This window comes from Sphingobacterium thermophilum (assembly GCF_039541675.1).
GTDB classification, from domain to species: Bacteria; Bacteroidota; Bacteroidia; order Sphingobacteriales; family Sphingobacteriaceae; genus Sphingobacterium; species Sphingobacterium thermophilum.
Window position 1 is genome coordinate 110,086 of record NZ_BAABGR010000035.1, and the last position, 23,464, is coordinate 133,549.

21 protein-coding genes are annotated in these 23,464 nt (G+C 41.2%); 4 read left to right on the top strand and 17 right to left on the bottom strand.

What is annotated here, in order from left to right:
* Positions 1 to 22: 22 nt before the first annotated feature.
* Complete coding sequence (pckA, locus tag ABD873_RS11160; protein ID WP_345068352.1) at positions 23 to 1,636, top strand: phosphoenolpyruvate carboxykinase (ATP); 1,614 nt, start codon at positions 23 to 25, stop codon at positions 1,634 to 1,636.
* A 105-nt stretch (positions 1,637 to 1,741) separates the two neighbouring features.
* On the opposite strand, the gene ABD873_RS11165 is transcribed toward pckA, so the two are convergent.
* The 16 genes from ABD873_RS11165 to ABD873_RS11240 are packed head-to-tail and all read right to left on the bottom strand — an operon-like array spanning position 1,742 to position 18,798.
* Complete coding sequence (locus ABD873_RS11165; protein WP_039053246.1) at positions 1,742 to 2,200, bottom strand: hypothetical protein; 459 nt, start codon at positions 2,198 to 2,200, stop codon at positions 1,742 to 1,744.
* 4 nt (positions 2,201 to 2,204) lie between these two features.
* Complete coding sequence (locus ABD873_RS11170) at positions 2,205 to 2,747, bottom strand: DUF420 domain-containing protein (protein ID WP_039053245.1); 543 nt, start codon at positions 2,745 to 2,747, stop codon at positions 2,205 to 2,207.
* Between the two features lie 2 nt (positions 2,748 to 2,749).
* Positions 2,750 to 3,412, bottom strand: a complete 663-nt coding sequence (locus ABD873_RS11175; protein WP_156138197.1) for a thioredoxin domain-containing protein — start codon at positions 3,410 to 3,412, stop codon at positions 2,750 to 2,752.
* Positions 3,413 to 3,465: 53 nt separating this feature from the next.
* On the bottom strand, positions 3,466 to 3,843 hold the full coding sequence (locus ABD873_RS11180; RefSeq protein WP_039053243.1) for a cytochrome C oxidase subunit IV family protein: 378 nt from the start codon (positions 3,841 to 3,843) through the stop codon (positions 3,466 to 3,468).
* A 31-nt stretch (positions 3,844 to 3,874) separates the two neighbouring features.
* A complete protein-coding gene (locus ABD873_RS11185) occupies positions 3,875 to 4,615 on the bottom strand; it encodes a cytochrome c oxidase subunit 3 (protein WP_345068357.1) in 741 nt (246 codons plus the stop codon).
* 9 nt (positions 4,616 to 4,624) lie between these two features.
* The gene (locus ABD873_RS11190) at positions 4,625 to 5,203 is read right to left on the bottom strand and encodes a cytochrome c oxidase subunit 3 (protein WP_345068359.1); all 579 of its coding nucleotides are present in this window, start codon (positions 5,201 to 5,203) and stop codon (positions 4,625 to 4,627) included.
* A gap of 11 nt (positions 5,204 to 5,214) precedes the next feature.
* Positions 5,215 to 6,123, bottom strand: coding sequence for a heme o synthase (gene cyoE, locus ABD873_RS11195; protein WP_345068361.1), 909 nt, complete (start codon positions 6,121 to 6,123; stop codon positions 5,215 to 5,217).
* Positions 6,124 to 6,166: 43 nt separating this feature from the next.
* The gene (locus ABD873_RS11200; protein WP_039053240.1) at positions 6,167 to 7,210 is read right to left on the bottom strand and encodes a COX15/CtaA family protein; all 1,044 of its coding nucleotides are present in this window, start codon (positions 7,208 to 7,210) and stop codon (positions 6,167 to 6,169) included.
* Positions 7,211 to 7,266: 56 nt separating this feature from the next.
* Positions 7,267 to 9,141, bottom strand: coding sequence for a cytochrome c oxidase subunit I (locus ABD873_RS11205; protein WP_345068364.1), 1,875 nt, complete (start codon positions 9,139 to 9,141; stop codon positions 7,267 to 7,269).
* A 26-nt stretch (positions 9,142 to 9,167) separates the two neighbouring features.
* Complete coding sequence (locus ABD873_RS11210) at positions 9,168 to 10,487, bottom strand: cytochrome c oxidase subunit II (protein WP_345068366.1); 1,320 nt, start codon at positions 10,485 to 10,487, stop codon at positions 9,168 to 9,170.
* A 46-nt stretch (positions 10,488 to 10,533) separates the two neighbouring features.
* A complete protein-coding gene (locus ABD873_RS11215; protein ID WP_039053238.1) occupies positions 10,534 to 11,760 on the bottom strand; it encodes a hypothetical protein in 1,227 nt (408 codons plus the stop codon).
* Between the two features lie 19 nt (positions 11,761 to 11,779).
* On the bottom strand, positions 11,780 to 12,436 hold the full coding sequence (locus ABD873_RS11220; RefSeq protein WP_345068369.1) for a cytochrome c: 657 nt from the start codon (positions 12,434 to 12,436) through the stop codon (positions 11,780 to 11,782).
* Complete coding sequence (locus ABD873_RS11225; RefSeq protein ID WP_345068371.1) at positions 12,408 to 12,944, bottom strand: DUF3341 domain-containing protein; 537 nt, start codon at positions 12,942 to 12,944, stop codon at positions 12,408 to 12,410. Before ABD873_RS11225 ends, ABD873_RS11220 begins: the two co-directional genes overlap by 29 nt.
* A gap of 5 nt (positions 12,945 to 12,949) precedes the next feature.
* Positions 12,950 to 14,431 (bottom strand): NrfD/PsrC family molybdoenzyme membrane anchor subunit, encoded by a 1,482-nt coding sequence (nrfD, locus tag ABD873_RS11230; protein ID WP_345068373.1) that lies wholly within the window; start codon positions 14,429 to 14,431, stop codon positions 12,950 to 12,952.
* 29 nt (positions 14,432 to 14,460) lie between these two features.
* A complete protein-coding gene (locus tag ABD873_RS11235) occupies positions 14,461 to 17,475 on the bottom strand; it encodes a TAT-variant-translocated molybdopterin oxidoreductase (protein WP_345068375.1) in 3,015 nt (1,004 codons plus the stop codon).
* Positions 17,476 to 17,517: 42 nt separating this feature from the next.
* On the bottom strand, positions 17,518 to 18,798 hold the full coding sequence (locus tag ABD873_RS11240) for a cytochrome c3 family protein (protein WP_345068378.1): 1,281 nt from the start codon (positions 18,796 to 18,798) through the stop codon (positions 17,518 to 17,520).
* A gap of 307 nt (positions 18,799 to 19,105) precedes the next feature.
* Here ABD873_RS11240 and ABD873_RS11245 point away from each other — a divergent pair, with 307 nt between their 5' ends.
* Complete coding sequence (locus ABD873_RS11245; RefSeq protein WP_082021812.1) at positions 19,106 to 19,576, top strand: methionine-R-sulfoxide reductase; 471 nt, start codon at positions 19,106 to 19,108, stop codon at positions 19,574 to 19,576.
* Between the two features lies 1 nt (position 19,577).
* Here the strand turns inward: ABD873_RS11245 and ABD873_RS11250 are convergent, their stop codons facing one another.
* Entirely contained in the window at positions 19,578 to 20,564 is a 987-nt protein-coding gene (locus ABD873_RS11250; protein WP_039053231.1) for a LacI family DNA-binding transcriptional regulator, read from the bottom strand.
* A gap of 245 nt (positions 20,565 to 20,809) precedes the next feature.
* On the opposite strand from ABD873_RS11250, the gene ABD873_RS11255 reads away from it, so the two are divergent.
* Together ABD873_RS11255 and ABD873_RS11260 are read left to right on the top strand one after the other, a co-directional pair.
* Positions 20,810 to 23,068, top strand: a complete 2,259-nt coding sequence (locus ABD873_RS11255; RefSeq protein WP_345068382.1) for a GH92 family glycosyl hydrolase — start codon at positions 20,810 to 20,812, stop codon at positions 23,066 to 23,068.
* Between the two features lie 68 nt (positions 23,069 to 23,136).
* Positions 23,137 to 23,457, top strand: a complete 321-nt coding sequence (locus tag ABD873_RS11260) for a DUF493 domain-containing protein (protein WP_345068384.1) — start codon at positions 23,137 to 23,139, stop codon at positions 23,455 to 23,457.
* Positions 23,458 to 23,464 lie beyond the last annotated feature (7 nt).

Here is a 23,464-nt window from a genome sequence, read left to right on the forward strand (position 1 = left end):
TAAAATTAAACACTTTATGATCATGGAGAGATTAGATGCTGGCTCAAAGAGCGATTTAATCGACTTAACAGAAATGGGCATTATCGCCCGAAAAGTTTACTTCAATCTTGATAATCAAACGTTAACCCAACAGACATTGGATTTGGGTCAGGGAAAGCTGAACGACCTAGGGGCCCTATGCGTCACTACAGGAAAGTTCACTGGCCGTTCGCCTAAAGACAAGTTTATCGTTAAAGACAGTATTACGGCACATACCATAGACTGGGGAGACGTCAACCTTCCCATATCGGAGAAGGTGTTTCATAACCTATATACTAAGATGAAAGCTTTCTTGCAAGGGAAAGACATCTGGGTGAGACATTGCTTTGCCGGAGCAGACAAAAATTACAGAATCAATGTTACAGTAATCAACACCACCCCTTGGGCTAACCTTTTCTGCAATAATCTTTTCATCTCTCCATCGGAAGAAGAACTCTCTTCTTTTGAAAAAGAATGGATTATACTTCAAGTTCCTGAATTCCTTGCCGACCCTGCTGTGGATGGAACAAGATCAGGGAACTTCACCATATTAAATTTCACGGAGAAAGTCATCCTCATCGGGGGCTCCGCCTATACCGGTGAGATGAAAAAAGGTATCTTCTCGGTACTGAACTTCATCCTGCCTCATCAATACAACATTCTGCCGATGCACTGCTCGGCCAACGAAGGTAAAGATGGCGACGTTTCACTTTTCTTCGGATTGAGTGGTACAGGAAAGACCACCTTGTCGGCCGATGCCAACAGATGCCTTATCGGAGATGATGAACACGGATGGGCAGAAGGGTCGGTATTTAATTTCGAAGGAGGTTGTTACGCCAAAGTCGTAGACCTCAGCGCCGAAAAAGAACCCGAAATCTATGGGGCTATACGTCCCGGAGCCCTGCTAGAAAACGTTGTATTCTTCGAAAACAGCAACGTGGTTGACTTTTCCAATACCTCCATCACCGAAAATACTCGTGTAGCATATCCCATAGACTATATCCCTAACGCTAAGGTGCCATCCTTGGGAGGAAATCCTAAAAACATTTTCTTCCTGACCTGCGATGCCTTTGGTATCCTTCCTCCTATCGCCAAGCTTACCAAAGCACAGGCTATGTACCACTTCATCTCAGGATATACTGCCAAGGTCGCGGGAACAGAAGTAGGTGTTACGGAGCCTCAGACAACCTTCTCAGCTTGTTTTGGTCGCGTATTCTTGCCGCTTCACCCTACGCAGTATGCCGAACTATTGGGGGAAAAGCTCGAAAAGCATCCGGACGTAAACGTGTGGTTGGTAAATACGGGATGGACCGGCGGTAAGTATGGTGTGGGTAAGCGCATGAACCTCAAATATACAAGGGCAATGATTAATGCAGCCATGCGTGGTGATTTGGACAACGTGGAATATGTGGCCCACGAGGTCTTTGGCGTACTGAAACCGCAGTCTTGTCCCGGTGTGCCTGCCGAAGTGCTGAACCCTCGCAACACTTGGGACGACAAAGAAGAATATGATAAGCAGGCCATAGAGCTGGCAAAACTCTTTGTCAACAACTTCAAACAGTACGAACAGCACGCCAACGAAGAAATCCTTTCTGCAGCACCAAAAACTACACTATAATAAAAAAGCGGTGAAAATCACCGCTTTTTCCTTCCCTTCTCTCAATTCATCCTCTCGCTCGTTTTATAGTCTCAAGGAGATTTGATAGTTCTTACACTTTCGATTTTATTTAAACACCCTATAATGCCAGCTTTGTGAAAAAGGGATTTTCCACTTGGAAGCCAGCTCCTCAGAGTTTTGGATCAGATGGTTATATACCAAGGTGTCTTCCTGCACTTTACCGCTATTTACCATTTCCTCGAATTCTTCTCTTCGCACTAGAGCTGTCTTACCCTCTTCATCGATATACGCCACCCATAGTCTGTCGAAGAAGTCCACTCCGAACTTCTCTCCCAGTCCTTTTATAAAATGCACTGACTTATCTATAGAACATCCTGTCACCAAAGCTACGGCCTCATCCACTTCCACCACAAGGAAAAGTTTGTCAACGACAGTGATCTTTCCTGCCAGAGGCGTACCATGCGCCGTCCAAGAAGCAACAAATTCTGCCGACAGCTTTTCTATTTCCTTAACTTCAGATTCTTCAAGAAATCTGTCAGCCTGATATATCCACACTCTGCTCATACGCTTAATGATTATAATAAGGAGAAATCATAAGATAGACGATCACGCCTGTCACAGCTACATACAACCACATAGGATAGGTTATCCTCGCCAGCTTCTTATGTCTTTCATAAGCCCCAGCTATTCCTCTCACGAAAGTGAACAACACGAAAGGAATAATGGCTATAGATAGCACAATATGCGTGAACAATATGAAGTAGTATACATAACGGATGAAACCTTCGCCTCCGTAAGGTGTAGAATCCGAAGTCATATGGTATGCCACGTACATCAATAAGAATAAACTAGAACATGCCATACACACCTTGATCAAGGTCTCATGCAACGATGTATTACCCTTCTTTACCGCCGATACCGCCCACACAAGCAATACCGCCGTCAGTCCATTGATGGAAGCATAGATAGGAGGCAAGAATGATAAAGGCTGCACATCATACCCCATCTTTCTAAGGTTGATGACAAATAGGGCTGCCACAGCCAAAGGAATCAATATCGATAATATCCAGATAATGTTCTTATACTTTTTTTCTGCTTCTGTCATTCCCATGATTATTTTTGTTCTATTTTAAGAGGTCTGTTTCGCGCCTCTTCAACCAACTGAACCTTAATCTCATCCTCCAAGCGTTCCATCTCCTTGTATTGGTTGATGTCGTAAAAACCTCTAATACGTCGTTGTGTGTCTATCAAAATATAATTGTTGCTAAAAATATAGCTTCCATCAGCATTTTGATGCGCATCGATCAAAAAGTTATCCTGCACATAGTCAAAGATAGCAGAATCCGGCCTTACAATAAACCAGGTATCTGGATATTGACGCGCATATGATTTTTGGATATATGCAAGATCCTCTCGGGATTCTTCAGGATTCAATGAGATAGAATAAAATTTCACTTTATGAATATTTCTGAAGCGCTCCACCACAGGCTGCACGCTGGTCAACAAGGTTTTGGATAAACCGTCGTCCTTAGCAACAAATAGATGTACCACGGTAATCACCGTATCTTCCTGCAAAAATTTTGAAGCTTTCCCTTCGCTGTCGTATAACGCTACCGGCCTGATCTGATGATATACCGTGTCAGGAATTTCACGTCCCATCTTACGGTTCATCTTACCAGACAAGGTTTTCTCACCATATATAGGCAGCTTCAGATATTGATTCGAAGCGATTTTATTAATGGCTATATACAAAAATCCTGGCACCAGTAAAACCATTGCCAGGATTATAAGCTTTGATATATTTCTCTTGTTTGAGATTTTAGTCATTATTACTTGTTAGGATAAAGCGGATGTTCATTGAAATGATGCAACAAATAACCGCCTTCAATTAACAATAAAGCGATGAAGTAAACAATGAAAATAAAGACTATACTACAGATGACGATGAAACTAGATTTCTCGAATTTCAAGTGCATGAAGAATGCTACAATGTAGTAAGCTTTCAACAACGTCAATGCAATATAGATAGTATTAACTAAAGCACCTTTTTGTAAGATACCCCAGTGATGAACAAATCCCAACGCAATTAAGAATTCCAATGCTGTCAATGCTAACAACACAAAGAATACACTCCAAATGCGTTTTTTGTCCATGCCTTCACCGTGCTCGTGAGCATCATGTGCTGCTATATGATCGTGATGTGCCATTTTCTATTTATAAAAATTATAAGTCCACAAATTAGATTAAGTAGAAGAATGTAAATACGAATACCCACACTAAATCCACGAAGTGCCAGTATAAACCTACTTTCTCAATCATTAGGTAAGTACCTCTTCTTTCGAAAGTGTTGTTTAAAGTCATGAAAAGCACGATGATGTTCAACAATATCCCTACGGATACGTGGAAGCCGTGGAAACCAGTAATAGTGAAGAATAAGTTAGAGAATTGCAATGCTGCTGTGTACGAAATCTCTTTAGAGAAGTATGGTTGCAAGGCAGCTGCAATAGCATCCGGATCAGTCAAACCTGTAGCAGGGTTTCTTCCGAACCAGAATCCTTGGTGGTGCAAGTGTGACCACTCCATAGCCTGACAGCCTACGAAACATAAACCGCCTAAGATGGTCCACAACATCCATTTCACGACCTCTTGTTTAGAATTTCTGTGTCCCGCTTCTACAGCCAACACCATAGTTACCGATGACATAATCAAAATGAATGTCATAATACCTACGAACACCAATGGTTGCCCTGAATCAGCAATCCCCGGAATAGATTGGAAAATTTTGTCCGCATCAATCCATGTAGGTTGCGCAAATTTTTGAGCACCATAATAAATTAAGAATGCTGAAAATGTAAAAGCATCTGAAATTAGGAAAAACCACATCATGATCTTTCCATACTCTAAATTCCAAGGCGACTTACCACCAGACCATGGCCCGTCTTTAACCTTATCCAAGTGCGATACAGTTGTTGTACTCATTGTTTACTATTATTGATTCAAAAGTAAGAAAACATATATATAAATCCATAAAAGATCTAGAAAATGCCAAAAAATTGTCGCTAGATCCATTCTAAACACATTATTGTCTTGTGGAATAGGCTTCGCCGCACCTACATAGGCACGCAACAGCACCAATATTCCTGCAATAATGTGCGCTAAGTGCAAGCCCGTAAAAATATAGATAAAAGACTGTGATGCATTATTATTGATAAAATACACCCCCTGACTTGTCAATATCCCCCAAGCCTGTACTTGCAATACAAAGAACACAATGCCTAAAACAATCGTTGCTAACAACAATAGTTTTTGCTTAGCCAAATTGTTAACCTTCGCAGCCTTAAAAGCCATATGCAAAGTAACGCTACTAAGGATAATAACTATTGTACTGTAAACAAATGTCTGAGGCAAAATAGTTTTAATTCCTTTGTCTACCCCACTCGCCGTATACACAATAAATCCACTTGAAAGAGCTGCAAACATCATAAACATACCAATCATACCCAACCAAAGGTTGAATTTCTTGGCCTTACGCTGTTTACGTAGTTCTTCCAATTTTATGTCGTTCACTTCCATTTACGTTATTTGAAAGGAATAAAATCAAATAATAATATTAATTGAATCAAAGGCAGATAAAGAAACGATATATACATCACTTTCTTCGCCGACATGTCGGTGCGTTCCACCAGATGCTTGTAACCATACCAAGTGAAGGCCAGCCCCCCTAGTAACGCTACTGCTGTAAATACCCATCCTCCGAAGCCGAAATACATAGGCAGAAAACCTACCGGAATCATCAGCAAAGAAGAGATAAAGATAAACCAAGCAGAAACTTTATCCTTCTCCAGTGATGGTAACAGCCTGATGCCCGCCCGCTTGTAGTCCTCATCCGCAACCCAAGCAATAGCCCAATAATGAGGATATTGCCAGAAAAACTGGATCAAGAACAATATGAACGGCGTCACGACGATAGCATATTCATTGACTTCCGTATAGGCTAATCCGAATCCTAAAGATTCAAAAGCTGCAAAATATCCTATCAGCGGAGGCAAAGCTCCCGGAATAGCACCCACCAATACGGCAATCCGCGACTTTGGTTTCAACGGTGTATAGGCAAAAGCATACAAAAAGATAGAGAACACAGAAAGCAAGCCCGCCACAAAGTTAAGCTTCACCAACACCAAAGTACCTAAAATGCCCATAAGAACACTTAATACTAGCGCCTGACCTGTAGTCATACGCTCCGCCGGCAAAGGACGGTCCATAGTGCGCTTCATCAGCTTATCTATGTCTTTCTCTATAATCTCGTTGAAGCCGTTTGCCGCTCCCGTCACCAAGAAACCGCCTATCGTCAGCATCAACCAGTTGATCCACATTATTTCACCCTGCTGCTTCGCTCCCATCAAAAACGATATGGAAGCAGAAAAAACAACAGTTAACGTCAATCGTAATTTGACAAGCTTGTTAAAATCTGAAATAAAAGTTTTCATTTGACTTCCTTACTCCTTATCCTCCGGCGACAATTACCATTATCTACCTTTTCAGCTTCGTCATCAACAGCATCAAATAATACTGAGCTCCGAAAAACAAACTTGCAATTACTAGATGTGTTGTCTGAACAAAAGCTGGAACTGCAAATCTAACTAATATTATTCCAGACAACATTTGTATTCCTACCAATATCAATATTACCCATGCATATTTACTCTGTAGTGACGATTTACTGAATCTATTTTTCACCAAGAAGAAAAATAACACAGTAATCAAAAGAGTAACATACGCAAGCATTCTGTGGATGTCATAATTGACACCTATCGATTCTATCCATTGCTCGCGAGGAAGTCCTTTCACATTCAGCTGGTCAATAATCTCCCGCACTTCGGTGCCATATACCACTTGAACAATCGTAATAATCAAGGATATGATAGCCAGAACCTTCAGTCCGGTAGAAGGATAATTGACCAAAATCTTTTTATTGCGCATTGTCGTAGCAAGATAGAATGTATAAATACTCACTCCTACTATTAACAATGCTAACAACATATGTACTGTAATAATCCAAGGCATCAAGTTGGTAGATACAACAATAGATCCCAACCAAGCTTGAAGAACTACAAACAATACATTAAGAACGCTCCAAACTACAATAGATGGTTTTGACTTGACATAAATGAAGGAATAAAAGGCTGTGAAAAGTAAAGCAAAACCTGAAACGACACCAACCAAACGGTTGATATATTCTGTCCATGTTTTCGCAACATTAAAGTCCTCATGCTGCTTGATGGATTCATCATGTCGAATCTTATCTGCCATTTCCGCGAAGCCCAAACGTTCTATCAGCTTGGCAAAACGTTCGTTCTTCTTTATCCTTCCTTCCACATAATGCTGCTCATAACCTTCGGGCAGCTGGCTTATGTCGGTAGGCGGCACAATGCGGTTGAAACATTTCGGCCAGTCGGGGCATCCCATTCCTGAGCCAGTACTTCTCACCACACCTCCAGCAATGATGACAAGAAATAAGACGATAATAGTGAACCTATTAGCATTTATAAATCTTTTTTCACCTGCTGGATACATTACTCTCTCTTTATTTCAATTCAAAATATTTTGTAATAGAAGGATAGGCCCAAGACCTAACCTTCTACTACTCTATTATTTTCTTTGTTCCACTGCTCCTGAATACGGATCGCTTCTTCATCTCCTTCGAAGTCGTGATACATATTCGAACTCATAGTCTCAGAGAAAGGAACAGTCTGAGGAATGAAATCTTCGTGGTGACCTGGTTTACTGTAGTCATAAGGCCAACGATATACTGTAGGAATTTCTCCAGGCCAGTTACCGTGGATATGCTCTACAGGAGTAGTCCATTCCAATGTGTTCGAATTCCAAGGGTTTTGAGTAGCTTTCTTACCTTTCCAGATAGAACCGAAGAAGTTAATCAAGAAAGCTATCTGTCCTAGACCCGCAATGATAGCCGCCCATGTTACCAATACGTTTACTGATACCCATTTTTCCATGAAGGCAAACTCTGTAAAAGCATAGTAACGACGAGGAACACCATCCACACCCATAAAGTGCATTGGGAAGAACACCAGGTAAGCACCGATGAATGTCAACCAGAAGTGGAAATATCCTAACTTCTCGTTCATCATTCTACCAAACATCTTAGGATACCAGTGATAAACCCCACACAACATACCGAAGATAGAAGCTGAACCCATCACTAAGTGGAAGTGAGCTACTACAAAGTATGTATCGTGAAGGTTGATATCCAACGTAGCGTTACCTAAGAATAGACCTGTCAAACCTCCTGAGATGAAAAACGACACCATACCGATGGCAAACATCATCGCCGGAGTGAAACGAATGTTACCTCTCCACAATGTAGCCATATAATTGAACGATTTCACCGCAGAAGGAACAGCGATAATCAAGGTAGTGATCATAAATACACCACCCAAGAATGGGTTCATACCTGTTACGAACATGTGGTGACCCCATACGATGAATGACAACACTGTAATACCTACTAAAGAGTAAACCATGGCATGGTAACCGAAGATAGGCTTACGAGCGTTTGTAGAAATAACTTCTGACGTCAAACCTAACGCAGGCATTACTACGATATATACCTCAGGGTGACCTAAGAACCAGAATAAGTGCTGGAACAAGATAGGAGAACCACCTTCATTAGGTAAGATCTGTCCTTGAACAACTAAGTCTGACAAGTAGAACGACGTACCAACAGAACGGTCGAAAATTAACAATACCGCTGCCGACACCAATACTGGGAACGATAACAAACCTACGATAGCTGTAAGGAAGAACGCCCAGATAGTCAAAGGCATTTTCCAAAGGTCCATACCTTTGGTACGCATGTTCAATATAGTAGAGATATAGTTTACACCACCCAATACCTGAGAAGCGATAAACAATACCATACTAGCCAACCATAAGGTCATACCCAATCCCGACCCTGCAATTGCAGTAGGAACGGCGGACAAAGGAGGATAGATAGTCCATCCCGCTGAAGCAGGACCACTTTCTACAAAGAAAGACGCTACCATGATAACACACGCCACCAAGAAGAACCAGTAGGACAACATGTTCATCAAAGGAGACGCCATATCACGGGCACCTATTTGATATGGAATCAACAAGTTACTGAAAGTACCTGATAGCCCCGCAGTCAATACGAAGAATACCATCATAGTACCGTGAATAGTAACTAATGACAAAAAGAAATCAGGTTTGATACGACCACCTTCTGCCCATTTTCCTAAGAACACCTCTAAAATAGGGAATTCTTTGTCTGGCCACGCCAATTGGATACGGAACAAAAGTGATAAAGCCATGGCGAAAAGCGCCATAATGATACCAGTGATCAAGAATTGCTTCGCAATCATCTTGTGGTCCTGACTAAATACATATTTAGTTAGGAACGTCTCATGGTGATGTCCATGTCCATCGTGATGAGCTGCGTCGTGTGATATAACTGTACTTGACATATTACTTTATAAAAAATCTTCTATAATTAATTTACTGAAGCTGTTTTAGCACCTTCCAATTCAACGTTATTAGCAGCAAATTCTTTCTGCAAATCTTCAGTGAAGTATTTACCTTGTTTTGCTAACCACTCCTTATATTCAGCTTCGGTAACAACAATTACCTTTTTACCCATATTGTAGTGACCAGAACCACAGATTTTGTTACACAACATGATAAAGTCGTAATTCGGATCGTTCAACTTATCACGCATCTCTTCTGTAGTTACAGTTGGCGTAAATTGGAAATAGTTGGTCATACCTGGTACCGCGTTGATCTGCACACGGAAATCTGGAATATAGAATGAGTGGATAATGTCTTTTGAAAGAACATGGAAACGAACTGATTTATTTACAGGGATAACGATATCATCAGTCTGTAAATCGTCCCACGCCGCTTTATCATTGAAGTCGATACCGTAAGGGTTTGATGGTGTAGTCAACTTATAGTTGCGCTTACCAATCTGACCGTCAACACCTGGGTATCGGATGTTCCATTTGAATTGCTCAGCTAATACTTCAATTTGGATAGCTTCTTTCTGCAATTCCTCAGGAATGTTGGTGATAGATCTCCAAGTAAAGAAACCGAACAACACTAACACAGTCAAAACGATTGCCGGAACGATAGTCCACAATCTTTCGATAGCATCATTATGTGGGTAGTAGTAAGCTTTACGTTTAGCACGAGCTCTATAAATGTAAGTGAAAGACAATAGAACGATGTGTGTCAACACCAATACTGTCGTGGTAATCGCCAATGTGATGATAAACATACGGTCGATATCCTTACCATGCTCCGTAACAGCTTCTCTCCAAGCCCAGCTACCCCAAACATCGTATGTATAGTAAACACCGCCTAAGAAAACAACTAGGAACGCGATAAACAAACCAGCTTGCAAGTTGTTGTTAGCATACTCGTTGTGTTTACCGTTCATTTTTCTTGTCAGCACATAAATCGAATGAATCTTACCGATTATGGCAATAATTGTACATACTACCAAGAATAACAACACATAGTAGAAGAAGTTTTTGTAAACCTGAGGGTCAATTTTCTTCACCTCTTCTGTAGTTGTTGTAGTAGTAGCGGCAGCGCTAGCATCACTTGATGATGCTTCCACCGCAGACGTAGCAGCTGAATCTGTCGTTGCAGCAGCGCCATCTACCGTCGTAGCAGGAGCAGCAGCTACTGCTGTTGTGTCAACTACTGTAGAATCACTTTGCACTGCCGATACCGGCGATGCAAAAAACATGCTGATTAATAGTAGTAAACCCGCTATGGATTTTAACCCGATATTACTTTTTAAATTCATTTCTTATATAAACGTTTGAACGTAAATGCTTCAATCTATATTATAATTATATCTGATGGTTTAAGCTTTCATCAAGGAATGGATGATGCTTAGGAACCAAGGCATGCTTACTGATCTTGTTCATTACCAAGAAAGTAAACAGACCGGCGAAACCAATAGCAGTACCTATTTCAATCAATCCGAAGTGTCTGTCAGCCTCAACAGTACCAGGCATAACCATAATATAATAATCTAACCAATGTCCGCACAACAATAAGATCGCTACGAACAACATGATGTTTTGTTTACGTTTAGCGTCTCTATCAACTAAGATTAGCAATGGCGCCAAGAAGTTGATAACAATGCTTAGCCAGAACCAAGGTTTGTACTCAGGCTCCCAACGTTTGTAGAAGTAAACAGTCTCTTCCGGAATGTTTGAGTACCAAATCAACATGAACTGAGCAAACCATACATATGTCCAGAAAATTGAGAAACCGAACATAAGTTTACCCAAATCATGCAAGTGGTTCTCGTTAACCCATGCCATGTAGCCTGCTTTCTTCAATAAAACAAGGATTACTACGATAGCAGCGATACCGCTTACCCACATAGCCGCAAAATTGTACCATCCGAACATTGTAGAGAACCAGTGTGCCTCCAATGACATGATAGTATCGAAAGACCATATAGGCGTAGTGAAACCAAAGATTACTAAGAAGATAGCTGATAATTTGAAGCTTCTCTTATAGGAGTTAAGACCACCTTCTAAATCTTCTTTGTAAGATAATTTAGCGATGATGAATGCAAAGATGCTGTAAGATCCCATGAATAAGATCTGACGGATCAAGAATGCAGGAACATTCAAGAAAGCCGACTTACCAGCAATGATTGGATCATACTTAGGGCTGTTAGTATCCAATAGCTCTGGATCTGCCCAGTGATGATACAACGTATGTGTGTTTAATCCAGCAGCAGCAATAACAAACAATACTATTGCGGCGATAGGTAAAACACTTGCCATAGCTTGAGGAATGCGCAGCATACCTACTGACCATCCAGATTGAGTAACCATCTGAAGCGCTATAAAGAAGGCACCAGCAGCACATACACAAGCAAAATAATATCCCATCAATAGTAGGTTTGCGAAAGTGCGCGTTGTATCACCGGTAGAAAGACCATATGCAATGGTAGCAACACCTAATACAACAGCAACTAAGCTAACAACCTTCGCTGTACCAGCAAATGTATATTGCTCGCTGAAATTATAATCGTGATGATGATTGTGAGTTCCCATTTATTAAATTGATGTTAGATTATTTCTTTTGTAATTCTTGAACATACATAACTACTTTCCAACGCTCTTCAGGATTCAATTGAGATGCGTGCGATCCCATTGCATTCAAACCGTAGTAAATAGTATGATAAATCTTTCCGGCAGTCAAATCTGCCATTAATCCACCTCTTGACGAGTTGGCTCCACTAGATCTGGTGTACGCTGGAGGATTCGGGAAGTTCTCCAATTGACGAGTACCTCTTGAATCGGTCACCGTACGATCCTTTGTAATCGAACCATCACCCTTACCTTCTTTACCATGACATACAGCACAGTTCACCAAATATAGGTGCTCACCCTCTGCCAGGTTTTTCTCATTCACAGGAAGTGGGTTTGTCAACTCACGTCCCGCTCTTTCATAGTCCTCAGGTGTATTAGCGTATTCTTCACCAAACTTTTCAAATCCCTGTGGCAAGGTACCTGCTGGAGGAGTTTGAGCTGTTTGTTTATTTTTAAAATTATTGTTTGGCTGATCAGGGTTGTATGCTATAGGATCGTACATGTTGCGCGAAAATTCCCAACCAGTACTACGCGTAGTACCATCCCCACAAGCAGTAGTTACTGCTGCGAAAGCTACAGCCATACATACAGCGCCAAGAAAATTCTTCTTATTCATAACTAACATATTTTCTTTCATTGTACTTAACTTCTACTGCTCCAGCTTCTTTTAATAATCTGTCAACCAAAGCATGATCTGTATTTTCACGAGCGTCAACTGCTAAAATAAAACGATCGTCTGTAGCTCTCAAATCCATCACTCGAGGTGCACGGCCCGGGAACAGGTGGTTGCGGAAAAAGAAAGTTGCAACCATACCCAATGCACATAATAAGATAGTACACTCGAATGTCACAGGTACAAAGTTTGGTAATGGCAATGATGGCTTACCACCGATATTCATAGGCCAATCATAAGCCATTGTATAGTAGAGTAAGCTAAAACCTAATATCGCACCTAAGGCACCAAAGCAGAAAGCTGCTATCGGCAAGCGTGATGGTCTTACGCCCAACTTAGCTTCTATCCCGTGGATAGGCATAGGCGTATAACAATCATATATGCTTATGTTGTTTGCTTGCAATTTTTCAATCCCGTGCATCAAATCATCAGGATCGGCAAAACTACCAATTATATATTTTGTATTGCTCATTGCTGTTATTTTTTACGTAAAGCGTTAATATCCTCTTGTGTAACCGAATCGTATTTATCCAATGATTCTCTAAAGAATTCCACTTGTTCTTCAGGGAATGCACCTTCTTGAACCAGCTTAGTTTTATGTTGTAAACTTGCGCTCTTCAACAACAATTTAACCTCTGCAATCGCAATACCTGGCAAGAAACGTAAGAACAATAAGAACAATACGAAGAATAAGCCGATAGATCCTACGAAGATACCTACGTCAGTCCATGTAGGGTAGAACATTGCCCACGATGATGGCAAATAGTCACGGTGTAGTGAGGTAACGATAATCACGAAACGCTCAAACCACATACCGATGTTTACCACGATAGACAATACCCATGAGATAGGAATACTTGTACGAATCTTCTTGAACCAGAACAACTGCGGAGAGATTACGTTACAAGTCATCATCGACCAGTACGCCCAAGCATAAGGACCCGAAACACGGTTTGCAAAGGCATACATTTCGTATTCTGAACCTGAATACCAAGCGATAAACAACTCAGTTAAATAAGCAATACCTACGATAGAACCTGTCACCATGATGATCTTGTTCATCGACTCGATGTGGAACATCGTAATGTAGTGCTCGAAGTTTAATACTTTACGAAGGATCAACAATAAGGTTTGTACCATCGCAAATCCCGAGAAGATCGCACCCGCCACGAAATATGGAGGGAAGATCGTCGTATGCCATCCCGGAATTACGGAAGTAGCAAAGTCGAAGGATACGATAGTGTGTACCGAAAGTACCAACGGTGTAGAAATACCGGCCAAGATCAAGGATACGATTTCAAAACGTTGCCATGTCTTCACCGAACCATTCCACCCGAAAGATAATATAGAATAGATTCTTCTTCTTAATCCTGTAGCACGGTCACGCACAGAAGCGATATCTGGCAACAAACCACAATACCAGAATACTAACGATACTGTGAAATATGTTGAGATCGCAAAGGCGTCCCATACCAATGGTGAGTTGAAGTTAACCCACAATGAACCAAATTGGTTTGGCAAAGGGAAAATCCAGTACGCTAACCATGGACGACCCATGTGCGCTACTACGTATGTTGCGGCACAGATAACGGCGAAAATCGTCATCGCTTCCGCTGAACGGTTGATCGAGTTACGCCAGTTTTGACGGAACAACAAGAGCACGGCAGAAATCAGCGTACCCGCGTGACCGATACCTACCCACCATACGAAGTCGGTAATATCCCACGCCCAACCTACTGTTTTGTTTAGTCCCCAAGCACCGATACCTGTCCAGAACGTGTATCCAACGCTTATAACCCATAACATAGCTCCACATGCGGCTACGATAAAACCTATCCACCAAGCTTTGTTGGGCTTATTCTCAACCGGTAGCAAGATATCATCCGTAATTTGTGCATACGTGATGTCTTTACCGGTCACCAATGGTTCTCTTAATATTGATTCGTTATGCGATGACATAGTTGTTTTATTTCAAATAAAGAATAAAATTATGCTTCAAATGTGTTTCTAACTTTAGTCATGTAACCGATATTCGGTTGAACATTGATCTCTTCTAACACATAGTAAACACGCTCGTTGCGTAATGCTTTCGATACTTCCGAATTAGGATCGTTAGCATCACCGAAGATGATAGCGTTTGCCGAACATGCAGCCTGACAAGCCATCTTAACATCTCCGTCTACCAACTTGCGGTTCTCCATTTTGGCTTTCAACTTACCAGCTTGAATACGTTGAATACACATTGAACATTTTTCCATAACCCCACGCGAACGTGTTGTCACATCTGGGTTCAATACTAATTGTGTAAACTCGTTATTCAAATAGTTATCAAAGCGTGAATCATTCCAGTAGTTGAACCAGTTGAAACGACGTACTTTGTATGGACAGTTGTTAGCACAGTAACGTGTACCGAAACATCTGTTGTAAGCCATGTGGTTAAGACCTTCTGAAGAGTGAACTGTCGCTAACACAGGACATACTGTTTCACAAGGTGCATGGTCACAGTGCTGACACAACATCGGTTGGTAAACTACTGACACATTTTCGAAATCTAAAGCATCAGCTTTGTTGATTTCTTTTTCTTTAGTGTATTTATTTGATTCCTCGTCAGAGATAGTATAGTAACGGTCGATACGTAACCAATGCATTTCACGACGGCGACGTACCTCGTCACGACCTACCACAGGAATGTTGTTCTCTACATTACATGCTACAATACATGCACCACAACCTGTACAAGCGTTCAAGTCTATAGCCATTACCCATTTGTGACCTGGCGCTTCATACTTGTTCCACAAGTCATATGTTTTGTGTGTATCTGTGAAACGACCTGCTTCTGAGTTAGGATCTTTCAGATATTTAGCGAAAGTAGTTTCACGGATGATGTTACGACCTTCGATTGTGTGGTGTGTTTGTGTTTGTGCCAATTCGTAAGTGCCAGAAGCCTTAGAAACAGTAGCTTTAGCAACAAACTGAACTGTACCGTTGATTAGAGAAGCCAAAGGATAGGCGTTTTTACCTACATTGTCACCAGCTTTACCTACGGCTGTACGTCCGTAACCTACAGCGATAGATACGGTACCGATAGCTTGACCTGGCTGAAACAATACCGGTAATTCGATAGATTTACCGTTAGCTTCTACCTTCACTTTACCATTTTCTTTCAAACCTAACTGCTCAGCAAATTTAGGGTTGATAGCAGCGAAGTTGTCCCAAGTAACTTTCGATACTGGATCAGGCAACTCTTGCAGATATGCGTTGTTCGCATAGCGACCATCGCGCATTACCGGAGATTCGTATAATTTCAATTCTACATCACCGGCAATCTTCTTCGCATCAGCAACAATAGCGGCAGCAACAGCAGCCACATCTACATTTGCCGAGTAAGCGGATCCGGAAGCAGAACCTTTGTATAAGTAACCTGCCTGTAAAATCTCCTTCCACGATTTGCCTGTTCCGGCTAAAATGTTAGCTTCCCAATTTTGTCTTACAAAGTCATAGATGCTGGTATTGTCACCAGACCATACTAAGAAACTTTGCTCTGCTTGACGTGTATTGAAAATTGGATTTATAGTAGGCTGAACGATAGTGTATAAACCTTCTTTGGCTGACTCATCACCCCATGATTCCAAGAATGTAGGAACAGGAGCAATAGCTTTAGTCAATGAAGCTGTTTCGTCTTTACGGTCAGAGAAAGACAAGGTAAAGTCGACTTTTGATAGAGCTTCCTTAACCTCTTCAGCATTGAAGTAATTGTACACTGGGTTGCTATTCAAGAACATTGCTACCCCTACTTGTCCTGCTTTAGCAGCAGCCAAGAATTGTTGGAATGCAGCGTCCGAACCTTGATATTGCTTAGAGTAGTTGTCTAAATCGATGATAGTACCGTAAGCGCCTAACTGAGTGTTGATAGCATTTACCAATGATTGGATGTTCACATCGTTAGCACCTGCCACTACAACAGCAGCACCTTTAGCATTTACCAACTCTTTAGCCACCAACTTGATCGCTGTCTGTGCTTTTTTATTTGTAGTACCACCTGCTAAAGATTGACCTGTAATCTCGTTGTATAACGAAATCAACACGGCACCCTCCTCGGATGGCTTGATAGCGATACGCACATCCGCATTCGAACCTGTCATAGATAAGCCCGACTCGAACTGGATATGACGTGACATCTTACCATTCTTCAATGATTTGTAGTCACGATTTTTGATATAGTCTTGTGTGTGTTCCTCTCCTGCCAACCATGTGCCTAAGAAGTCAGCAGCAACAGAAACCACCACTTGTGCTTTACCAAAATTGTATGACGGAATTACAGCTTTGCCAAATGAATTTTTGTTAGCCTCAATGATACCGCTATACGATACAGGATCTACTTGTACCAAAGTGGTAGTAGGATATTTGGCGGTCAACTTAGCGATTGAAGCCAACGTAGATGGCGAATTGATTGTCGTAGAAACGATAGCAATCTGTTTGCCCGCCTGTGCAGCTTTATTTAACGCTGCGACTACGGCGCTATCCAATTTCGACCATTCTACATCTTTTCCGTCCAATTGAGGATTCTGTAGTTTAGACATGTCGTAAAGATCCAATACCGACGCAGTAGTTGTAGCATCAGTACCTTGGTTCAATCCGACAGCGTTAGGGTTAGGCTCGATGAAGATAGGACGACCCTCACGCGTTTTTACTAAAATACTTTGTCCTCTGAATGATGAAGCGTAATAGTTTGGAATACCAGGAGTTACCTCTTCTGGCTTGATAACGTAAGGAACAGCCTTGTGCACCGGAGTACGGTTACAAGCCGCCAACGTAACAGCTCCCAAACCAAAACCTAAAGCCTTCAAGAAATCACGACGAGGTGTTCTTGTACTTAAGCCTGCTTCGTTTAATACATCTTCTACAGGAATAGGCTCAGCAAATTCACCCTTGCTTTTTTCTACGAAAGCAGGAGTTTGATTTAACTCTTCTAAACCTTTCCAATATTTTTTATTGCTATCCATTTAAGCTGTATATAAGATTGCGTTTCCCTAATTAAATTATTATTAATAGTGACACTTACCACACTCTAATCCACCAATCATTGCGGCAGTCATCTTCTCACCTTTTTTCAACTTCTCGTGTGCTTCGATCAACTGATCGTAGTATTTATTGTCAGCATTAACTTCTGTATTTCTGTGACAATCCACACACCATTTCATTGTTAATGGAGAGTATTGATAAACTTCCTCCATTGTTTCTATAGGACCGTGACAAGTTTGACAAGCCACACCAGCTACACTAACGTGCTGAGAGTGATTAAAATACGCAAAATCTGGAAGATTATGGATTCTAACCCACTCGATAGGACGAGGATTGTTACCGTAAGTACGTGTATCAGGATCCCAATCCACGGCGCGGTATAGTTTCAAGATTTCTGGTGAAATTTCTCCATCATAGTGATCTGCCGCAGTAATGGTGTTGTGACAGTTCATACAGATATTAGCCGATGGAATAGAGGCATTCTTAGACTTGTAAGCTCCGCCGTGACAGTATTGACACTCGATTTGGTTTACACCAGCATGGATTTGGTGAGAGAACTTAATAGGTTGTACAGGCTTGTAACCCGTATGAACACCTACGTTCCACATTGTTTTCCAGCCCAACACAGCTAGTAAAGCCACAACCATCAAAGCAGTGAAGCCGACAAGCTTTTTGTTTTTTAGGAATTTTTGAGCAAATTTTACTTTACGAGATTCTTCGTAAGCCTCGTTGCGTGCTTTAGCAGCTTCAATAGCAGCAGCATTGTTGGCAATAACTTTCTCTAAAGTCTTGATAACACGACTTAAGATCACAATCACACCGATAGCCAACAACAAAATCGCAGCAATACCTACGATCATCAAGTTGTTTACATCCGAACTAGCTGCAGCTGCACCAGCAGCACCTCCCTTGTTAGGATCATTTGCTTTTGCTTCCTCTTCCTTTACATAAGCAATGATACTTTTGATTTGGTCATCACTAAATTGCGAGAACGCAGGCATCGCAACCTTGTTGTACTCTTCAAAAATCTGGTTAGCTACAGGATCTCCTGAAGCGATCAACGCTTGTGAGTTTCTGATCCATTTAATCAACCATTCTTCAGAGTGACGCTCAGTCATCCCCGCCAAAGCAGGACCTGTCAATTTTCTGTCCACCTTGTGACAAGCGGTACAGTTCGCCTTAAACAACGCTGCTCCTTCCTTAGCATCCTGCGCATTCGACGACATCGTAACAGCAAATAACAATACCAAGCTAACTGATATTGACTTCGCAAATCTTCCCAAAACGGATGAGATATTTCTCATATTTAGCACTTTATACTATTTATTTATGAATATAAAAATTACTTTGCACTGCCTGAATGGTCTTCACCCACCAAACAATGCACAAAAGTATAACTTTATAAGCAATCCCTGACAATTTAATGACTCAAATTATCAATTTAAAATCATTCTAAATAAGCAAAATTAACGCGTCAACAATTTCGACTCCACCCCTCCTGTTTTATTCTATAAATATTATTCAATTAGCCATTTAAGCCAATTTAACTCAAATAAAATACTTCTCTATCCGGATCAAACTTTATTGCTTTATATATGTTAACTTTGTATGATGCGCACAAAAAAATATCACTATATTATAGGTATAATAATTGTCATATCATTAATAAGTTGTCAATACAACAATAGACATAAAACCTTAACGACTATGGACAGCAATAAATATAATAAACTTACGCCAGAAGAAGAGTATGTTATTATTCATAAAGGCACAGAAATGCCTTTCACGGGTGAATTGTTAAACAATAAAGAAAAGGGAACCTATATCTGTAAAAGGTGTGATGCTCCTCTCTATCGTTCGGAAGACAAATTTGAGTCCCATTGTGGATGGCCTAGCTTTGATGACGAAATTCCGGGAGCCATCCGCAGAGAGATGGATGCTGATGGACGTAGAATAGAAATCCTTTGTAACAAATGCGGTGCACACCTAGGCCATGTATTCGAAGGTGAAGGATTCACCCCGAAAAACGTGAGACATTGCGTCAACTCTATCTCCATGAAGTTTGTTCCTGCAGAAAAATAGCCTAACGGGCTATCAACTTGCAAGGAACGACTACCTTCTCCACGCTTTCCAGCTTACCGTTGATTTGACTCAGTAAAATACGAACTACCTGTTTGGCTATTTCCGGAATATTCTGTGAAATAGCCGACACTGGTGGTACTACCAACTCGAAAGCGGCATTCTCATCAAAGGAAACCAGCTTCTCTATATCTAATTTGTATTTTTTTATAGCGCGTAGCCCATTTATTGCTAAATAGTTGGTGGCAAAAAATATAGCATCCAACTTGTTATCCTGAATAAAATCCCGCAACTGATCTACCACCTCCTCATCTTTCTGCGAAGGATTGATTTTCTTTACGAGCAAGTCCATCCCTACGCTATCCACGGCTTTCATATATCCCTCAAGCCTTCCCTTCATCTGCGACTGGCTGCTCGTAATAGTGACGAAACCTATACGCTTGGCTTTCTTCTCCTGTAGGAGAAACATCGTTCCATCAAAAGCTCCTTTTTCGTTTTCCGTAATTACTGTATGGGCATCCACATCTACCAAAGGACGGTCAAACAGCACCACAGGCACACCCCGCTTCAACAACACGTTTATCACATCGCTAAGACCTTCTGTAGGTGCTATGATAAAGCCGTCAATCTGCCTGTCATAAAATAGATTAATCAACTCTTTAGCCCGTTGCTCATCATTCTTCACACTACAATATATAATGTGATAACCATGCTCGTAAGCCTGCTGCTCGATATGGTCGGCAATATTCGCAAAAAAAGGATTGGAAATATCTTCTACCAGCAAAACAATGCTTTTAGTCTTGCCAGTACGTAAGCTCTTAGCCAGCTGATTAGGTTTGTATCCTACCTTTTTGACATACTCCTGCACCCGTTTAGTCAAGGATTCGCTTATCCTTTTCTCTCTTGCCTTTCCATTCAAAATAAAAGATACCGTCGTCACCGAAATACCCAAATCATTAGCTATATCACTAATTGAAAGCCGTTTTTTCATATACGCAAATGCTTTTGAAGGAACCTATTGAATATGATTTAGGACAAATTCAATATATCTTTTTAATTTCTAATAAAAGTAGATAAAATTTAATAAATAAAGCCAATAACCACAAAAAAAGACAAATTTCTCTTTAAAACAGCCCTATAACACAAAAAAGGAAAATTTTGCAATATAAAATTAGGGTATTTTGCTAAAAGGTTTTAATTTAACAGAAAATTATAAACATTAAATTATAGTTCACCATGAAATGGATATTCAGGACTACGATAACTATCGCTTTCAGTATTATCGCTTCTTCTGCTGCTAAAGCTCAGGAACCCAGTTATATTCAATATGTCAATCCTTATATAGGTTCGGCAGACCATGGCCATGTCTTCGTCGGCGCTAACGTCCCTAACGGATTGGTACAGCTGGGACCTAGCCAGATTGCCCAGACCTGGGACCGCTTTAACGGTTGGGATTGGTGTAGCGGATACAACTACATCAGCGAAGAAATATTAGGCTTTACCCATACACATCTCAGCGGAACAGGTATCGGTGACCTGAATGACATCTTGATCTTACCGGCTAATGGCTCTCCACACCTTCATCCAGCTCCTTTCAACCAAATGGATAAGGGATATGGTTCGAAAATCAGCAAAGCCAATGAAAAGGTGGAAGCCGGATACTACAAAGTGCTTCTGGAAGATTACGACATCCTTGCCGAATTAACGGCTTCAGAAAGGGTAGGCTACCACAAATACACTTTCAACAAGAAAGACAACCCCCACTTGCTTATAGACTTAGGCTTTCGTATGAACTGGGATACCCCCACAGACACCTACCTCAAATGGGTAGATGATCATACCATCATCGGCTACCGCTTCTCTAAAGGATGGGCAAACGACCAGAAAGTCTATTTCGCTATCAAATCGAACACTAAATTCGACAATATCGATTTCTACAACGACTCTACAGCAGTAAAAGGTTACCGCGTAGCCCAAGGTAAAAGTATCAAAGCCATCGTTACCCTCAATCCTGCTAAACCTGTGGAGCTGAAGGTAGGTCTTTCGCCTGTAAGTACTACGAATGCTTTGCAAAACATAGAAGCTGAAATTCCGGATTGGGATTTCGCCAAAGCAACACAGAAGGCCCAGAAAAAATGGAATGATGTGCTCAAAAAAATAGACTTTCAGGCAGACGATAACACTAAAACTATCTTCTATACAGCCTTATATCACAGCTATTTCGCTCCTACCCTTTTCAGTGATGTCAACGGAGACTATATGGGCACGGACAAACAGGTGTACAACGACAAAACACATCAACAGTATACGGTGTTTTCACTTTGGGACACCTATCGTGCGTTGCATCCCCTCATGACAATCTTAGAAGAGCAAAAGAGCAAAAACTTCGTAAAGTCTATGTTGAATATCTATCAACAACAGGGCAAACTGCCAGTATGGCATCTGTGGGCCAATGAAACGAACACTATGGTAGGACTACCAGCTATCCCAGTAGTAGCGGACGCCATGCTTAAGGGCTTAATAGATAAACAAGACCTTGAACTGGCCTACGAAGCCATAAAAACGACCGCCATGGGGTATGAGCACGGCCTGGATTTCGTGACTAAACTTACGTATATTCCTATTGAAAATATGTCGAATGAATCTGTAGCGTGGGCATTGGAATATGCTATCGCCGATTTCGGAGCTTACCAAGCCGCCAAATTCCTAAACAAACAGGAGGACGCCGCATACTTCGAAAAACGATACAAACTATACAAGCATTATTACGACGCTGAAGTAGGTCATTTCGTCGGAAGACATGCCAATGGAACATTCAGAAGACCTTTCGACCCTTTTTACGCCGAACATAGAAACAATGATTACTGCGAAGGCAATGCTTGGCAATATACTTGGCTGGTGCCACAGGACGTACAAGGATTGATTGACCTAATGGGAGGAGATAGAAAATTTGTCGAAAAGCTCGACGAGTTTATTAACCTACCCGAACAACTCGACAACGCCTCTCCCGACATCTCGGGGATGATAGGCCAGTATGCTCAAGGTAATGAGCCTAACCACCACGTACCATACCTTTACGCCTATGCAGGAGCACCATGGAAAGGTGCTGAGCTAGTGCATAAAACCATGACCAAATATTTCACAAACGACCCTGCAGGACTCTGTGGCAATGACGATGTGGGACAGATGAGTGCATGGTATGTATTCTCAGCCGTTGGAATTTATCCTGCTAATCCTATGGATGGTAAATATGTCTTTGGTAGCCCGCTTATGCAGCAAGCCACCTTCAATCTCCCTAACGGAAAAACATTTAGCATAAAAACAAAAAATAACGGACCAAAAAACATATACATAAACAAAGTAAAACTCAACGGCAAAAACTATCCTTATAGCTATATAACACACGAACTGATCATGCAGGGAGGAGAACTGGAATTTGAGATGTCGGCAAAACCCAATAAAAAGTTTGCCGCCGACAAGACATTTCGTCCCTAAAAGCTGACAATATTTCATCGGCACATAAATTGCCTATCAAAGAAAATATTTATAAGAAAGGATTTTTAATGACTAAGTTCAATAACATCAGCGTCAACGATATCAACGATAACAATGGCGCTGATTTTTACGAAGGCTTCAGAAGAAAGCTGATGGATATAGAACAGTTTCCTTCTATCTATACGTTTAAATTTATCGTACCGGCGGGAGAAAACAAAAGCGAGGATATAGCACAAATATTTGCTCATCCTAGCACACAGATTTCTTCCAAAGACTCTAAAACAGGAAAATACAACTCACTGACCGTAAAAACGTACGTCACCACAGCAGACGAAGTAATAGACTATTATAAGAAAGTCTCCCTCATTGAGAAGGTAATTATGCTATAAAACAAAA

What these genes read in the sequence shown, in the direction of transcription:
- ABD873_RS11260 (WP_345068384.1), top strand. Translation starts at nt 23,137, where the DNA reads ATGACTAAGTTCAATAACATCAGCGTCAACGATATCAACGATAACAAT.
- ABD873_RS11170 (WP_039053245.1), bottom strand. Translation starts at nt 2,747, where the DNA reads ATGGGAATGACAGAAGCAGAAAAAAAGTATAAGAACATTATCTGGATA.
- ABD873_RS11225 (WP_345068371.1), bottom strand. Translation starts at nt 12,944, where the DNA reads ATGAGCAATACAAAATATATAATTGGTAGTTTTGCCGATCCTGATGAT.
- cyoE (WP_345068361.1), bottom strand. Translation starts at nt 6,123, where the DNA reads ATGAAAACTTTTATTTCAGATTTTAACAAGCTTGTCAAATTACGATTG.
- nrfD (WP_345068373.1), bottom strand. Translation starts at nt 14,431, where the DNA reads ATGTCATCGCATAACGAATCAATATTAAGAGAACCATTGGTGACCGGT.
- ABD873_RS11210 (WP_345068366.1), bottom strand. Translation starts at nt 10,487, where the DNA reads ATGAATTTAAAAAGTAATATCGGGTTAAAATCCATAGCGGGTTTACTA.
- ABD873_RS11245 (WP_082021812.1), top strand. Translation starts at nt 19,106, where the DNA reads ATGCGCACAAAAAAATATCACTATATTATAGGTATAATAATTGTCATA.
- ABD873_RS11215 (WP_039053238.1), bottom strand. Translation starts at nt 11,760, where the DNA reads ATGGGAACTCACAATCATCATCACGATTATAATTTCAGCGAGCAATAT.
- ABD873_RS11175 (WP_156138197.1), bottom strand. Translation starts at nt 3,412, where the DNA reads ATGGTTTTACTGGTGCCAGGATTTTTGTATATAGCCATTAATAAAATC.
- ABD873_RS11205 (WP_345068364.1), bottom strand. Translation starts at nt 9,141, where the DNA reads ATGTCAAGTACAGTTATATCACACGACGCAGCTCATCACGATGGACAT.
- ABD873_RS11185 (WP_345068357.1), bottom strand. Translation starts at nt 4,615, where the DNA reads ATGAGTACAACAACTGTATCGCACTTGGATAAGGTTAAAGACGGGCCA.
- ABD873_RS11235 (WP_345068375.1), bottom strand. Translation starts at nt 17,475, where the DNA reads ATGGATAGCAATAAAAAATATTGGAAAGGTTTAGAAGAGTTAAATCAA.
- ABD873_RS11165 (WP_039053246.1), bottom strand. Translation starts at nt 2,200, where the DNA reads ATGAGCAGAGTGTGGATATATCAGGCTGACAGATTTCTTGAAGAATCT.
- ABD873_RS11240 (WP_345068378.1), bottom strand. Translation starts at nt 18,798, where the DNA reads ATGAGAAATATCTCATCCGTTTTGGGAAGATTTGCGAAGTCAATATCA.
- ABD873_RS11250 (WP_039053231.1), bottom strand. Translation starts at nt 20,564, where the DNA reads ATGAAAAAACGGCTTTCAATTAGTGATATAGCTAATGATTTGGGTATT.
- ABD873_RS11255 (WP_345068382.1), top strand. Translation starts at nt 20,810, where the DNA reads ATGAAATGGATATTCAGGACTACGATAACTATCGCTTTCAGTATTATC.
- ABD873_RS11180 (WP_039053243.1), bottom strand. Translation starts at nt 3,843, where the DNA reads ATGGCACATCACGATCATATAGCAGCACATGATGCTCACGAGCACGGT.
- ABD873_RS11200 (WP_039053240.1), bottom strand. Translation starts at nt 7,210, where the DNA reads ATGTATCCAGCAGGTGAAAAAAGATTTATAAATGCTAATAGGTTCACT.
- ABD873_RS11220 (WP_345068369.1), bottom strand. Translation starts at nt 12,436, where the DNA reads ATGAAAGAAAATATGTTAGTTATGAATAAGAAGAATTTTCTTGGCGCT.
- pckA (WP_345068352.1), top strand. Translation starts at nt 23, where the DNA reads ATGGAGAGATTAGATGCTGGCTCAAAGAGCGATTTAATCGACTTAACA.